Raw genomic sequence first — 14,613 nt, forward strand, 5'->3', positions numbered from 1 at the left:
CAGGTCTGTGTTTAATCATTTTGGCGATAGAAGCGCTTTAGTTCTGATAACCCTTGCAACATGACCGATAATTTAGGTTTTGCTTTCTTATCTCGTTGGTAGTCTGGAGTGTAGACTTTATAATTACCAAATTGGTCCACAACGGTTGTATTTTTATTGGTAATTAGTGCAATGTTATTATTATCACCGGCTAAGATCCAAGGGCGGTCAGATTGAGTAAATAAGTTTTTACCACTCCCAAAGTCGTATGGGTTAGATGAGGTTTCTAAAACATCTTGCATTAGTGTTGCTGAGAGATCTAAATGACTAGTTTTTTTCGTATAAACCGTTGGTGCTTTTCCTGGCCAATGTATCACCATTGGAACTTGTAACTGATAGCGGCTAAAGTTACTGTCTGAACCCCAAGTATTATTATTGCTATCGTTAAATTCCATCCCGTGATCAGATGTAATGATAACTATAGTGTTATCTAATAATTCTTTAGTTTTTATCGCCGTCAAAATTTCATCAACTGATTGATCAGCAGAAGAAACAGCCGATTGATAGCGGTTTTTTAATAATGTTAAAGCCTTTTTAGAGTTAGATGGAAATGGCTTTGTATAGCCAGTATTATCCTCAAAGTTTTCAACATCAGATAGCTCAATATAGCTAAACCAAGGTGAGTTTGAGTTACTTTCTAACCAATACTTCCAATCATTAACAACATTGTTTTTAGCATCACTGTCTGGTTTGTTATCTCTTTTTATCTCTAATTGACGGAAAATCTGATCATAAAGTTCAGGTTTTTCAAGTGCATTATCACTAAATGCTGCCATCTGATAGTGACGTTTTGATAACGTCGTTAGGAATAAAGGCTTAGTATCTTGCGCCTTGATGCTGGATGCATAGCTACTTGGTAATCCATAGAATAGACTAAATACACCATAATCATTATTACTAGCACTAAAATGGTTAATGAAATTTTGGTTGTTTTTGGCGAAATCGAAAGTGGCCGGCATGATTTCTTTCGCCAACATATCACTGCGAAGGTTATCCACCATGACTATCAAGACGTTATAGTTTTTTCCCGGGCCGTTAAACTTGATTGGTTCAAGTGGATAATTGACGACTTCATTATCGCTTCCACGTTGCTCAAGACGTTGTAAATATTCTTCTTTATCTAATAGCCCATGTTTTTCCATAAAGGATTTCGCCGTCATAGGGTAGGACAGTGGGAAATTAGCTCGCTGGCTTGTTATTGGATGATAGAAAAAAGCATCAGCCCAGATATAAATAAGATGGCTGCTTAAAAAGCATAAGAAAAATAAAATTGTGACGGGTTTACCTATTTTTTTACGAGATAACGTACGTTGTTTTTTCCAGACCCACTCTGAAATAACAATTTGAATCAAGAATAGTATTGGAACCGCAGAAAAGAGATATTGCCACTGAGCATTAAATGCAGTGTTATCTTTACTCAGTAATAACTCCCATACCGCAGGATTTAAATGCAAGTGTAATTTTTGGTATGCTTGAGTGTCCAGCAATAATACGGTCAGACATATGGTTGCGAATAGTACACTAATTAAACGTAATAACTTGCGAGAAGGAATGACAAAAGTTAGCGGAAACAAGACTAAAATATAGAGACCAAATACCAAAAAGGCAAAATGACCAAACCAAGAAATAATAAGGTACGCTTGTCCTAATAAAGTATCAGGCCATGGTGATTGTGTGATAAAACGGCTACCAATCAACATAGCAATAATAATATTACAGAAAGAGAACCAATGTCCCCAACTTACTAGTCGAGAGACGCGCTCTCCGTATGTGTTTCTGCTATCAACCATTGAAATATCGTTCTAACTCAATTTAACGTTAAAAGGTATTTTATGCATCGAGTGATGATAAAAGAGCTTGAGAAAATTTGTCTGCAATGAGTTTACGTTGTGCTCGAGGTACATTGGAATTTAAAATATTTGTCACAATATTACCAGCAATCATCAAACTAAGATCTGAGCTTGCTTCATGTTTTTTTAAAACGGCAGCAATTTCTGCCAAGATTTGTTCGATTTTTTGATCGCTGTATTTTGAATTAATAGGCATAAGTGTCTATTTTGTTCCTAGATTCGGTTAATGATAGTAAAAGCGGCTTATGATAACCTAGTCTACCTCACAACTGAAACATCAACTTGAAACTAATTTATCATGAGCTTAAATATTTCCAACGTAATACTGCATAAATTGACAAAAAATGACCAAGATGAATTGGTTGTTAACTTGCGTCATACCGCTTTATCTAACGATGCAGTTTCAGAGCAACTCGTCGCAGAGCTACACCGCACCTTCAATGCGAAAGCAAGTAAAGGTTTTGGCATTTATAAAGAAGAAAGTGAATTTCAATATTGGATGAAACAATTTCGCCAAGGTGATTTGAGTTTTTATGACTTTTCTTCTCAGTCCGCTGAGCGTTTAAAAACAGAGTTGGCTAAGTATCCGTTTGCCGATGAAGGTGTACTGGTTATGGCGCAATATCAGTCACTTGCCACGGAATATCTATTTATTGCTTTATTGCCATCAAACCAAAGCTTAAAAGTTGATGATGCTCTGGATATTTCGGGTACGGATTATCTTGATATTAATAAGATGGACATTGCCGTTCGTATTGACCTTTCTTGCTATGAAACTGATCCTGAATCTAATCGCTATCTGACTTATATTAAAGGTCGGGTAGGGCGTAAAGTGGCTGATTTTTTCTTAGATTTTTTGCAAGCTGAAATAGGATTAGACACGAAAAAACAAAATTTAGTACTGATGCAAGCAGTAGATGACTATTGCGCAGACTCTCAATTAAATAAAGAAGAAACAGTCGCTTATCGTAAACAAGTTCATGATTATTGTAATGATCAGTTAAAAGCAGGCGATGAAGTTACTATTCGCGAATTGTCTGGAGAGCTTTCTGGGTCAGGGAATGATGATAATTTCCAAGATTTTACTCAAAAGCAAGGCTATGAACTAGAAGATAGCTTTCCTGTCGATCGTTCGACTATCCGTAAACTTGCAAAATATGTTGGAGCTGGAGGCGGTCTTTCAATTAATTTTGATTCCATGTTATTGGGGGAACGAATTTTCTATGACCCAGAAACGGATACTCTAACGATCAAAGGTATTCCACCAAATTTGAAAGATCAGTTGGTGAGACATTCATAAGCGAGTTATTAATTCATGCTAATTACAATGACGATACAATATGTACGGTGACTTAAAATCAGTAAAATTGATGTTTGAAGATTGTCGTTAGCAATGAGATAGTAATGGTTACTAAATTTTAAAATATATAAAAATATCATGGAGAGGATGAAAATGATGAGAGTAGGTTTAGTTGGTTGGCGTGGCATGGTTGGTTCGGTATTAATGCAGCGCATGGTGGAAGAAAAGGATTTTGACCTCATCGAACCTGTATTCTATACCACGTCACAAGTTGGTATTCCAGCACCCAACCTTGGGAAAGATGCTGGGATGCTACAAGATGCTTTTGATCTTGAAAGCTTAAAGCAGTTAGATGCGATTATCACTTGTCAAGGCGGGGGCTATACCGAGAAAGTGTATCCGGCATTACGTCAAGCTGGTTGGAAAGGATACTGGATCGATGCCGCATCGACTTTACGTATGAAAGATGACGCAATCATTACGTTAGATCCTGTTAACTTAACGCAAATTCAACATGGCCTCCATGCAGGAATCAATACGTTTGTTGGTGGTAACTGTACTGTTAGCTTAATGTTGATGGGCTTAGGTGGTTTATACGAAAAAGGCATGATTGAATGGATGAGTGCCATGACTTACCAAGCCGCTTCTGGTGCCGGTGCGAAGAATATGCGTGAACTTATTGCACAAATGGGCGTAATAAATCAGTCAGTCAGTGCAGAGATGGCCGATCCAGCAAGTTCTATTTTAGATATTGACCGCAAAGTTGCTGAAACGATTCGTTCTAGTGCTTATCCTACCAGTGAATTTGGTGCTCCACTTGCGGGCTCATTAATTCCGTGGATTGATGTGAAGCGCGAAAATGGTCAAAGTAAAGAAGAATGGAAAGCAACGGTTGAAACCAATAAAATTCTAGGCCTTCAAGGTGCGAATTTAGTTCCTATTGATGGTACTTGTGTTCGTATTGGTGCGATGCGTTGCCACTCTCAAGCATTGACGATTAAGTTGAAGCAAAATGTTCCGATGGATGAAATTGAAGAAATTATTGCAACTCATAATGATTGGGTCAAAGTCATCCCAAATGAGCGTGATATTACGGCTCAACAACTTTCTCCAGCGCAAGTAACAGGTACTCTTTCTGTTCCTGTTGGGCGTTTACGTAAGATGGAGATGGGGGATACATTCCTCAATGCCTTTACTGTTGGTGACCAATTACTTTGGGGCGCAGCAGAACCACTTCGTCGTACATTACGCATTATCTTAGCGGAAAAATAATGCGTTAATTTTTTATAATGTTAAAAATAATGATGATGAAAAAATGCCTATGTGATTAAACATAGGCATTTTTGTTTTTGTGTGTAGTGGTAATTATCTACGTTTAACGGGGACAACACGATTGTCTGGGTCAGCAAGCTCACCCCCACAATGTTTGCAGAATAATGCATCAGATTCATGTCCACTGCGAGTGCAGTTAGGACATAGCACTAAATTTCGGTGTGCATTCATTTCCTGATTTAATTCTGCAGTAATGATGCCAGTAGGTACAGCAAGAATGCAATAACCAAGTAACATGGTGACAGATGCTATTGCTTGGCCAAGTGGTGTTTTAGGAACAAAATCACCATAGCCAACGGTTGTTATGGTGACAATCGCCCAATAAATACTTTGTGGAATACTTGTAAAGCCATTTTGTGGGCCTTCGATGACAAACATCAGCGCACCAAAGATGGTGACGAGAACCGCAACAGCACTAAAGAAAATAAAAATTTTTCGCTTAGCCATGATCAAACTACGCATCAGAATATTTGAATCTTGTAGAAAGCGTACCAGTTTGAGAATTCGGAAAATTCGCATCACCCGCAATAAACGTATAATGCCAATAAAGCTTGCAGATGGAAAAAAGAAGACTAAATAGGTTGGAATTATTGCGATCAAATCGATGATGCCATAAAAGCTTCTGGCATAAGCGGAAGGCTTAGGTGAGCAATATAGGCGTAATAGGTATTCGATAGTGAATAGCGCAGTGAAACCGTATTCTAAATAAGTGAGTTCTTGTTGCCATTTGACTTCGATTGCCGCCATCGAGTCGAGCATCAAAACAAAGAGAGAGGTAATAATGGCAATGATAAGGAAAATATCAAAACGCCGGCCAGCGGGAGTATGCGTGCCAAATATAATGATATATAACTGATGTTTCAGACTGTTTTCCTGCATATTAGCATTACCTTTCAGGCGGTATGAATGGATCCTATTTACATTAGACCTGGGAATAAACTACGTAATCCATTAGCCATAAATTCGACACCTAATGACGCTAAGATTAACCCCATAATACGTGTAATTACGTTGATCCCTGTTTGCCCCAAAAAACGGACGATAAGTGGCGCGGATCTAAATAGTAACCAAGAGCAAAAACAAAAAATGACAATAGTAATAATGATGCCAAAAATATCGATCATAGTTGGATAGCGTGCACCATATACAATCGTTGAACTAATCGCACCTGGGCCTGCCATTAAAGGCATTGCTAATGGTACGACACCAATCTGCTCACGACTGATATATTCGGTTTGCTCTTGTTTGTTTTGTTTATCCGCCCCTAATTTACCACTCATCATTGAAAATGCGATGCTCATCAACAGCATACCGCCCGCAACTCGAAAAGAATCTAGAGAAATACTGAACATATTGAGTAATACTTGCCCACATAGAAGGGAAACAACCAGAATAACCGCGACAGCAAAGTTGGCGGTAGTTGCCGTTTTTTTCTTCTCTTCGGACGTCATATGCCCGGATAAAGAAACAAACACTGGCATAATTCCAATAGGATTGACGGCAGCGACTAAACCAAAGAAGAATTGAAAATATATTGCTAACTCGATTGAGCCCATGAGCGTTATCTCACATAGTATAAAAGGGTACAAAATAAGGTGTGTTGGATAATTCAAGTATCCAATTTATACACCGCTGAAGAGTTGCATAATGTAAGGTAAATGCTTCTCTAATTCGAGGGTTAAATAGCATTTTTCTTATCTTGTATTACCTTTAATGTCGGTGTTGAAAATTATGTCATAAAAATAAAGGACTTCTAAAGAAAATTGCTACTAAAGTATTATCTATTCTGTGTATATGTATACTGTTTGTAGCATAGGGCTTTTGTATGTTTGGTTTTTTTATTTCAGAAATATTTTTACATTTTTTTATGATGTGGGTTTGTTAGTGTAATTGTAAAGTGAATATTTTCACGCTGTGAATAAATTAATACTTATTAAAAATCAATATATTACATTAGCATCTTGTTCTTTTGTACTTCTTTGGGGGTAAATTGATTTCAATAACTGATCTAAGTCAATATTTTAATTGGATGAAGGATTATACTCAGTTTTGAAAGTGATTTACTAAGAGTTTCCCATTCACTACCGCACTGTTTTTAAAGTTGTCTTGTGAGTAGTCTTACTAAATAGTTTTTAATTTTTAAATATTAGGAGATTCATTATGCCTGTAACTAATTTAGCTGAACTTGATGCTCTAGTCGCACGTGTTCAAGCGGCGCAAAAAGAATTTGCTACCTTCTCTCAAGAGCAAGTAGACAAGATCTTCCGTGCAGCTTCTCTCGCAGCTAACCAAGCTCGTATTCCTCTGGCACAACAAGCGGTAGCAGAATCAGGAATGGGTATCATTGAAGATAAAGTAATCAAAAACCACTTTGCTTCAGAGTTTATCTATAACAAATATAAAGACGAAAAAACCTGTGGCGTTTTAGAGGTTAATGATGAATACGGGACAATGACTATCGCTGAGCCGGTGGGTATCATCTGTGGCATCGTTCCAACAACTAACCCTACTTCAACTGCGATTTTTAAGTCTCTAATTTCTTTGAAAACGCGTAATGCAATTATATTCTCACCACATCCACGCGCAAAAAACTCCACTAACGATGCTGCTAAAATAGTGTTAGATGCAGCTGTTGCAGCGGGTGCACCGAAAGATATTATTGGTTGGATTGACCAACCATCAGTTGAATTATCAAATGCACTAATGAAACATGAAGGCATCAATCTTATCCTTGCAACTGGTGGTCCGGGCATGGTTAAAGCTGCATATTCTTCGGGTAAACCAGCTATCGGTGTCGGTGCGGGTAATGTTCCTGTGGTTATTGACGAAACTGCTGATATTAAACGTGCCGTTGCTTCTATTCTTATGTCTAAAACATTCGATAACGGTGTGGTGTGTGCTTCTGAGCAAGCAATCATTGTTATGGACGAAGTTTACGATGAAGTGAAAGAGCGTTTTGCTGCTCACTGTGGCTATGTTTTGTCTAAAACTGAAGCAGATAAAGTTCGTAAAATTTTATTGATTAACGGTAATTTGAATGCGGATATCGTAGGTCAACCTGCAACTAAAATTGCAGAAATGGCAGGGGTTACTGTACCGGCAAACACAAAAATTCTTATCGGTGAAGGCGGCGTAGTTAGCTACGATGACGAATTTGCGCATGAAAAATTGTCTCCTACGCTAGGGATGTTCCGTGCATCTTCTTTTGAAAATGCAGTAGAACAAGCAATTACTATGGTTGAAATTGGCGGCATTGGCCACACATCTGGCCTTTACACTAATCAAGATACTAATTCTGACCGTATTCGCTACTTTGGCGACAAGATGAAGACGGCTCGTATTTTGATTAATATTCCAACCACTCATGGTGGTATTGGTGATTTGTATAACTTCAATATTGCACCGTCATTGACGTTAGGGTGTGGTTCTTGGGGTGGTAACTCGATCTCAGAAAACGTGGGTCCTAAGCACCTTATTAATAAGAAAACGGTCGCTAAGCGAGCAGAAAATATGTTATGGCATAAACTTCCAGAATCCATTTATTTCCGTCGTGGTAGCCTTCCAATCGCGTTGACTGATTTAGCTGATAAAAAACGTGCGTTTTTAGTTACAGACCGTTTCTTATTTAATAACGGCTACGCTGATGAGGTTGTCAATCTTTTAAAAGCACAAGGCATTGAAGTGTATACTTTCTATGATGTAGAGGCGGATCCAACGCTTTCTGTTGTAGAAAAAGGTGCAGCAGCGATGAATAGCTTCCAACCTGATGTTATCTTAGCACTAGGTGGCGGCTCACCAATGGATGCAGCTAAAATCATGTGGGTACTGTACGAGCATCCAGAAACTGATTTCCAAGAACTAGCAATGCGCTTCATGGATATTCGTAAGCGAATCTACAAATTCCCTAAAATGGGTGAAAAAGCAAGTCTAGTTTGTATCACAACGACATCGGGTACAGGCTCTGAAGTGACGCCATTTGCGGTTGTTACTGATGATAAAACAGGTGCAAAATACCCGTTGGCAGATTATGAACTTACTCCTAACATGGCAATTGTTGATGCTAATTTAGTGATGAATATGCCTAAGTCATTAACTGCTTTTGGTGGTTACGATGCGATAACTCATGCATTAGAAGCGTATGTTTCTGTTCTTGCGAATGAGTTCTCTGATGGGCATGCGCTCCAAGCGCTGAAAATGCTTAAAGAATATTTACCATCAAGTTACAAAAATGGTGCTAATGACCCAATAGCTCGCGAAAAAGTGCATAGCGCTGCAACGATTGCAGGCATGTCATTTGCAAACGCATTCCTTGGTGTATGCCACTCTATTGCACACAAAATCGGTGCTGAGTTCCATATTCCACACGGCCTTGCGAACGCATTAATGATTTCTAATGTTATTCGCTTTAATGCAAATGATAACCCAACAAAGCAAGCGGCATTTTCTCAATACGACCGTCCTAAATCGCGTAGTCGTTATGCTGAAATTGCCGATCATCTTGGTTTAAGCCAAGCTGGTGACCGTACGGCACAGAAAATTGAACGTCTATTAACTTGGTTGGATGATGTTAAGAAAGAACTTGATATCCCAATGTCAATTCAAGCCGCCGGTGTTCCAGAGGCCGATTTCTTAGCAAAAGTAGATGAGTTAGCAGTAGACGCGTTTGATGATCAATGTACAGGTGCTAACCCACGTTACCCATTAATTACCGAGCTCAAAGAAGTGTTACTTGCGGCTTATTACGGTAAAGCATACATTGAAGGTGAAACTTACGAAGGTACAACCGTCATTAAAAAAACGGAACAACCAGCGAAAAAATCAGCTAAGAAAAAATAATACATCACTATCAATTTGATAATGACTAAAATTAGAAAGCCTCATCGATTGATGAGGCTTTTTTATCGGTTATTTGGGTACGTATGAACGGATATAAGCTCATAACAAGTTTAGTGACAATCCAGAACTCGACCATTAAACGAATCATTTTCTACAATATATTCGGCATTACGAATTAATTCATCTCGATTGCGAGCCCAGTTATGCTCATTACTATGAGTTGATAGTGGCAATATTCCACCTACTCTAATATTGAAAGGTAATAATTCTTTTGACCAGCTTTGAGTGAAATTTGAGATGAGAGATGCGGAATTATGATCAGATGCTTGTTCTGATTCGGAAGAGGATAAATTAACAATCACACCTTTCTTATTGTTATGCAGCATTTGTTTGGCTGCTAATTTACTAAAGCATAACATGCTACTTGCGAGAGTGGAGATCTGCCCGCTATATTGTTCAAAATTGGTTTCAGCCATTAAGGATGGAGATGGTAGGGAAGGGTATATGTTAATCAAAACATCTATTCCATTATCGAAATTTTTATCAATAGACGAAAATAATGGTTGAACGCTTTCGAAGCTATGGTCGTCTAAAACGTAAGATAGAACAATAGATGATGTTGGTTGGCATTGTTGCAGAGTTCGATTGAGTGCGACTTCATTATTGTCGACTAAGATCACGTTGGCATGTAGAGAAATAAAATGCTGTGCTAACGTTTGACCTAGATGAGAGCCTGCTGACGTAATGACAACAACTGAATTATAAATATTCATTAAACACCTCATTGGTATCAAGTTTTTGGTGGGAGGGAGGATGGCTAGCGTATTAAACAGTTTATTATTTTTAAGGGAGAAAGATTCCTCCTACATTTAATAGGCAGCTTTTAATCATGGTAGATAAATGCGGAAAAGTCTTGTGATCGAAGTGGTGTTTTTGGACTGAAATAGTGTAACTAGTGGATTTTTAAGTAATACAGAGGATAAATTGTATTGATATTATGGGCAAAAATCAGCTTACGTTAAACAAAAAGGCCAGTAATAACTGACCTTTATTAATATTTACATGTAACGCCAAGAGTGGCGAAGAAAATATTATTTGATTAGGTTTTCTTCTACGAAGTCCCAGTTTACTAATGCCCAGAATGCAGCCATGTAATCAGGGCGTACATTGCGGAAATCGATATAGTAAGCGTGTTCCCATAGATCAACCGTTAGAAGTGGTGTAACACCTTCTTCGGTCAGTGGCGTGGCAGCGTTAGAAGTATTTACGATTTCTAGAGAACCGTCTGCTTTTTTTACTAGCCAAGTCCAAGAAGAACCAAAGTTATTGATTGCAGAATCTGTAAACTTAGTTTTGAATTCTTCGAAAGAACCAAAAGCTTGTTTGATAGCTTCAGCAACTGCGCCTGCTGGTTGACCACCTGCATTTGGTGCTAGGCAATTCCAGTAAAACGTATGGTTCCAGATTTGTGCTGCGTTATTGAAAACACCACCAGTTGAAGTTTTGATGATTTCTTCTAGCGATTTACCTTCAAACTCAGTACCAGGAATTAAACCATTTAGCTTCACAACATAGGTGTTATGGTGCTTACCATGGTGAAAATCTAGAGTTTCTGCTGAAATATGAGGTTCTAGTGCATCTTTTGCGAAAGGTAATGCTGGTAATTCAAATGCCATTGCTTAAATCTCCATGTGTATAAGAAAGAGGCTAAACGCTTATATATGTTTGTTATTTATTACGACAAATATTGATATAAGCGGCTTTCAATTATTATTTTTAAGCCATTTGTTAAACTGTAACTAGTTTAGCAACTTTTTACTTTATTAAAAGCGTTGTGTTAAAAAAACATGATACCAAAGGATAAAAGTTGTAAAGAAATTCATTATAAACTGACATTTAAAATACCCTTATAAATAATAGATTTTTATTCTGATTAAGATACAAGTAGAATGCTGGTACAACTCTAAATCGATGTAGTGAGGAAGCAATGGAAACTATCGATAAAATTAAACAACAACTTTCAGAAAATACAATTTTGCTATACATGAAAGGCTCACCAAAGCTACCAAGCTGCGGCTTTTCATCACAAGCATCCCAAGCTCTAATGTCTTGCGGAGAGAAGTTTGCTTATGTAGATATTCTTCAAAACCCGGATATCCGTGCTGAATTACCAAACTATGCGCAATGGCCGACCTTTCCACAGCTGTGGGTTGAAGGTGAGTTAGTGGGCGGCTGTGACATTATCATTGAAATGTTCCAGAAGGGTGAACTGCAAACTTTAGTGAAAGATGCAGCGGCTCGCGCTCCTGTAAGCGAAGAGTAGTTTGTAAGCTTTTAATATGATAAAGGGCCTGATGGCTCTTTTTTTTGCACTGAATAATGTGGATTAAGAGATTGAACATGGCCACAACATTATATTATATACATGATCCAATGTGCAGTTGGTGCTGGGGATTTAAGCCAGCTTGGCAACAACTACAAGAATTGCTTCCTGAGGATATCAAGGTTGAATATATTTTGGGTGGTTTAGCGCCGGATAGCGTAACACCGATGCCAACTGAAATGAAAAATATGCTTGAGCAAACATGGCGAAGGATTGAGACTCAGCTAGGGACAACCTTCAATTATGACTTTTGGACACAATGTCAGCCAGTTCGAACCACATATTCAGCTTGTAGAGCCGTAATTGCTGCACAGTTTCAGGATCAAGGCAAAGCGATGGTTAGCGCTATTCAGGAAGCCTATTACTTAAGAGCAATGGAACCCCATCTGGCTACGACTCATGCATTACTCGCACAAGAGTTGGGCTTAAAGTTAGACGTGTTTCAGACAGATTTGTCTAGCCAACGGGTTGAAATTGAATTCCAGCGCCAATTGTCTTTTTGTCAGATGCTAGGAGTGCATTCATTTCCCAGCTTAGTGCTAGAGTCTAATAGCCGTTATTATTCGATACCGATTTCCTATGATTCGGTTGAATCTAGTCTATTAGAAATTAAAAAACACATTTAGCTACAATACTAAATTTTATGTTACCAGCAATTCTAAAAATAGAATTGATACAAAAATACCGCACTCTAAAATTTATAAAGTGCGGTATTTTTAGGTTGGAATCGATATAGTTTTCTGTGACTTACAGAACCATAGCGGCAATCCAGCCGAATACAATTAATGGTAAGTTATAATGGATGAACGTTGGAATAACAGAGTCTTTTATATGATCATGCTGACTATCTGCATTTAAACCAGATGTTGGCCCTAACGTTGAGTCCGATGCTGGTGAGCCTGCATCGCCTAATGCAGCAGCTGTACCGACTAGAGCAATCGTTGCTGCTGGTGAGAAGCCAAATGAAAGTGCAAGCGGCACATAAATAGTAGCGATAATAGGAATGGTTGAAAAAGAAGAGCCGATACCCATAGTAATGAGCAAGCCCACAATTAACATAGCTAACGCTGCAATGCCTTGATGTCCGCTCATGCTGGTTTGTAAAAATATCACCAAAGTTTCAACGCCGCCAGTCGCTTTCATTACACTTGCAAAACCATTGGCTGAGATCATAATAAAACCAATCATCGCCATCATTTGTACGCCACGAGTAAAGCTATCTTGGCTTGTCTGAAAAGGTTTACCAAAAGAAAGAATAATGAAACCGACTAAAGCACCTACGATCATAGAGCCTGAATAAAGTTGAGCTGATAGTGTTGCAACGATACTAAATACGGCAATAATAACGGCTTTCTTATCAATACCATTTTGTTGTTGAGCTTCTTGCGGTGCCGCTATTTCTTGGTATTGACGCGGCTTACGGTAGGTAATAAAGACACTGACCAATAAACCAAAAATCATGCCACAAGCCGGAATAAGCATTGCGGCCGGTATTTGACCAGCCGTCGCAGTTGTTAACCCGTTATTAACTAATGCTGGAAGTAAAATATCATTCAAGAAGATCCCCCCAAAGCCAATAGGTAGTGTCATATAAGGTGTCACTAAGCCGAAGGTAAGCACACAAGCAACCATTCTACGGTCAATATTCATTTTATTTAGCGCAGATAATAGTGGCGGTACAATAATTGGGATGAAGGCGATATGAACCGGAATAACGTTTTGTGAAAAAATAGCTAAGATCAGTAAGCTTGAAAGGATAGCGTATTTTAAAATAGCGGATGCTTTATGATTGGTTTCACCATGAACACGTTTAATGACAGCATTCGATAATAAATCGGTAATACCGGTTTGCGCTAAGGCAACAGCAAAAGCACCGAGTAAAGCGTAGCTTAGTGCAATTTCTGCACCGTCACCAAGTCCAGCTTGAAATGCCGAGATAGTTTGATCAAGAGAAAGGTGGGCAAGTAAGCCACCAGTAATAGCACTTAAAGTGAGTGCAATCACAACATTAACGCGAAATACTGAGAGTATCAGCATTAAGCAGACTGAAATAACAACAGGGTTCATTAGAGTTCTCTAGTTTAAATTTAAATTATTCAGCGGCTTCAAGTGGCCAGCCACCTAAAGCTTTCCATTTATTGACTATTTTGCAAAAAAGCTCTGCGGTAACTTGAGTATCATAGAGCGCAGAGTGGGCTTCTTTATTATTAAATTCCATTCCTGCGGCAATGCATGCTTTAGCGAGGACGGTTTGTCCATAGGCTAAACCGCTCAATGCTGCGGTATCGAAAGTAGCAAAAGGGTGGAATGGAATGCGTTTTAGTTTGCTACGTTCAGCTGCAGCCATAACAAAGTTAAGATCAAAAGTAGCATTGTGAGCGACCATAATGGCACGGCTACAATTGGCTGCTTTTTGTTCTTTACGCACTAACTTGAATATTTCTTTGATTGCCTCTGCTTCGCTTACCGCACCACGTAACGGGCTGTAAGGATCACGAATGCCTGTGAATTCTAATGCTTCCTTTTCAAGGTTTGCGCCTTCAAAAGGCTCAACGTTAAACTGTATCGTTGATGCGGGATAAAGATCCCCATTCTCATCCATGGCTAAAGTGACAGCACAAATTTCTAAAAGCGCATCCGTTTGTGAATTAAATCCTGCTGTTTCAACATCGATAACAACGGGAAAATAACCCCGAAAGCGATTTTTTAGTGTCAAAGCTTCATTTTTGTCAGTCATTGATTTTCTGATCCGTGAATTTAGTGGCATATTATTACAGATCAGAAAGTGAACTTCACCCATTTTTCGGTTTGCTGATTTAGGTATCTGTAAAAAATAAAGGATATAAGGTAATTATAAAAAAAGAGCTCAATTG

Annotated in this window: 13 protein-coding genes; 5 read left to right on the forward strand and 8 right to left on the reverse strand. The window is 38.5% G+C overall.

What is annotated here, in order from left to right; translation table 11 throughout:
• Positions 1-11: 11 nt before the first annotated feature.
• Together FH976_RS13345 and FH976_RS13350 are read right to left on the reverse strand one after the other, a co-directional pair.
• Positions 12-1,829 carry a DUF3413 domain-containing protein gene (locus FH976_RS13345; protein WP_194091335.1) on the reverse strand — a complete coding sequence of 606 codons (1,818 nt, stop codon included), beginning with the start codon at positions 1,827-1,829 and terminating at the stop codon, positions 12-14.
• A 40-nt stretch (positions 1,830-1,869) separates the two neighbouring features.
• Complete coding sequence (locus FH976_RS13350) at positions 1,870-2,085, reverse strand: YejL family protein (RefSeq protein WP_194091336.1); 216 nt, start codon at positions 2,083-2,085, stop codon at positions 1,870-1,872.
• A 102-nt stretch (positions 2,086-2,187) separates the two neighbouring features.
• On the opposite strand from FH976_RS13350, the gene yejK reads away from it, so the two are divergent.
• Together yejK and asd are read left to right on the forward strand one after the other, a co-directional pair.
• Positions 2,188-3,189, forward strand: a complete 1,002-nt coding sequence (yejK, locus tag FH976_RS13355; RefSeq protein WP_194091337.1) for a nucleoid-associated protein YejK — start codon at positions 2,188-2,190, stop codon at positions 3,187-3,189.
• A gap of 156 nt (positions 3,190-3,345) precedes the next feature.
• Positions 3,346-4,461 (forward strand): aspartate-semialdehyde dehydrogenase, encoded by a 1,116-nt coding sequence (gene asd / locus FH976_RS13360; RefSeq protein WP_194091347.1) that lies wholly within the window; start codon positions 3,346-3,348, stop codon positions 4,459-4,461.
• Positions 4,462-4,554: 93 nt separating this feature from the next.
• Here asd and FH976_RS13365 read toward each other — a convergent pair whose 3' ends face one another.
• The gene (locus FH976_RS13365; protein WP_194091338.1) at positions 4,555-5,400 is read right to left on the reverse strand and encodes an ion transporter; all 846 of its coding nucleotides are present in this window, start codon (positions 5,398-5,400) and stop codon (positions 4,555-4,557) included.
• Between the two features lie 38 nt (positions 5,401-5,438).
• Positions 5,439-6,077, reverse strand: a complete 639-nt coding sequence (locus tag FH976_RS13370; protein ID WP_194091339.1) for a YchE family NAAT transporter — start codon at positions 6,075-6,077, stop codon at positions 5,439-5,441.
• A gap of 604 nt (positions 6,078-6,681) precedes the next feature.
• Between FH976_RS13370 and adhE the strand changes: the two genes are divergently transcribed.
• Positions 6,682-9,357, forward strand: a complete 2,676-nt coding sequence (gene adhE, locus FH976_RS13375; RefSeq protein WP_194091340.1) for a bifunctional acetaldehyde-CoA/alcohol dehydrogenase — start codon at positions 6,682-6,684, stop codon at positions 9,355-9,357.
• A 110-nt stretch (positions 9,358-9,467) separates the two neighbouring features.
• Here adhE and FH976_RS13380 read toward each other — a convergent pair whose 3' ends face one another.
• Positions 9,468-10,130 carry an SDR family oxidoreductase gene (locus FH976_RS13380; protein ID WP_194091341.1) on the reverse strand — a complete coding sequence of 221 codons (663 nt, stop codon included), beginning with the start codon at positions 10,128-10,130 and terminating at the stop codon, positions 9,468-9,470.
• A 318-nt stretch (positions 10,131-10,448) separates the two neighbouring features.
• Entirely contained in the window at positions 10,449-11,033 is a 585-nt protein-coding gene (gene sodB / locus FH976_RS13385; RefSeq protein WP_194091342.1) for a superoxide dismutase [Fe], read from the reverse strand.
• A gap of 311 nt (positions 11,034-11,344) precedes the next feature.
• Between sodB and FH976_RS13390 the strand changes: the two genes are divergently transcribed.
• Positions 11,345-11,680, forward strand: coding sequence for a Grx4 family monothiol glutaredoxin (locus tag FH976_RS13390; protein ID WP_194091343.1), 336 nt, complete (start codon positions 11,345-11,347; stop codon positions 11,678-11,680).
• A 77-nt stretch (positions 11,681-11,757) separates the two neighbouring features.
• Positions 11,758-12,366, forward strand: a complete 609-nt coding sequence (locus FH976_RS13395) for a DsbA family protein (protein WP_194091344.1) — start codon at positions 11,758-11,760, stop codon at positions 12,364-12,366.
• Between the two features lie 121 nt (positions 12,367-12,487).
• Here the strand turns inward: FH976_RS13395 and FH976_RS13400 are convergent, their stop codons facing one another.
• Together FH976_RS13400 and rnt are read right to left on the reverse strand one after the other, a co-directional pair.
• Complete coding sequence (locus tag FH976_RS13400; protein WP_194091345.1) at positions 12,488-13,807, reverse strand: Na+/H+ antiporter family protein; 1,320 nt, start codon at positions 13,805-13,807, stop codon at positions 12,488-12,490.
• 25 nt (positions 13,808-13,832) lie between these two features.
• Entirely contained in the window at positions 13,833-14,477 is a 645-nt protein-coding gene (gene rnt, locus FH976_RS13405; RefSeq protein WP_194091346.1) for a ribonuclease T, read from the reverse strand.
• Between the last annotated feature and the right edge of the window lie 136 nt (positions 14,478-14,613).

The organism is Vibrio hibernica (genome assembly GCF_015223435.1).
In the GTDB taxonomy this organism is placed as follows: Bacteria; Pseudomonadota; Gammaproteobacteria; order Enterobacterales; family Vibrionaceae; genus Vibrio; species Vibrio hibernica.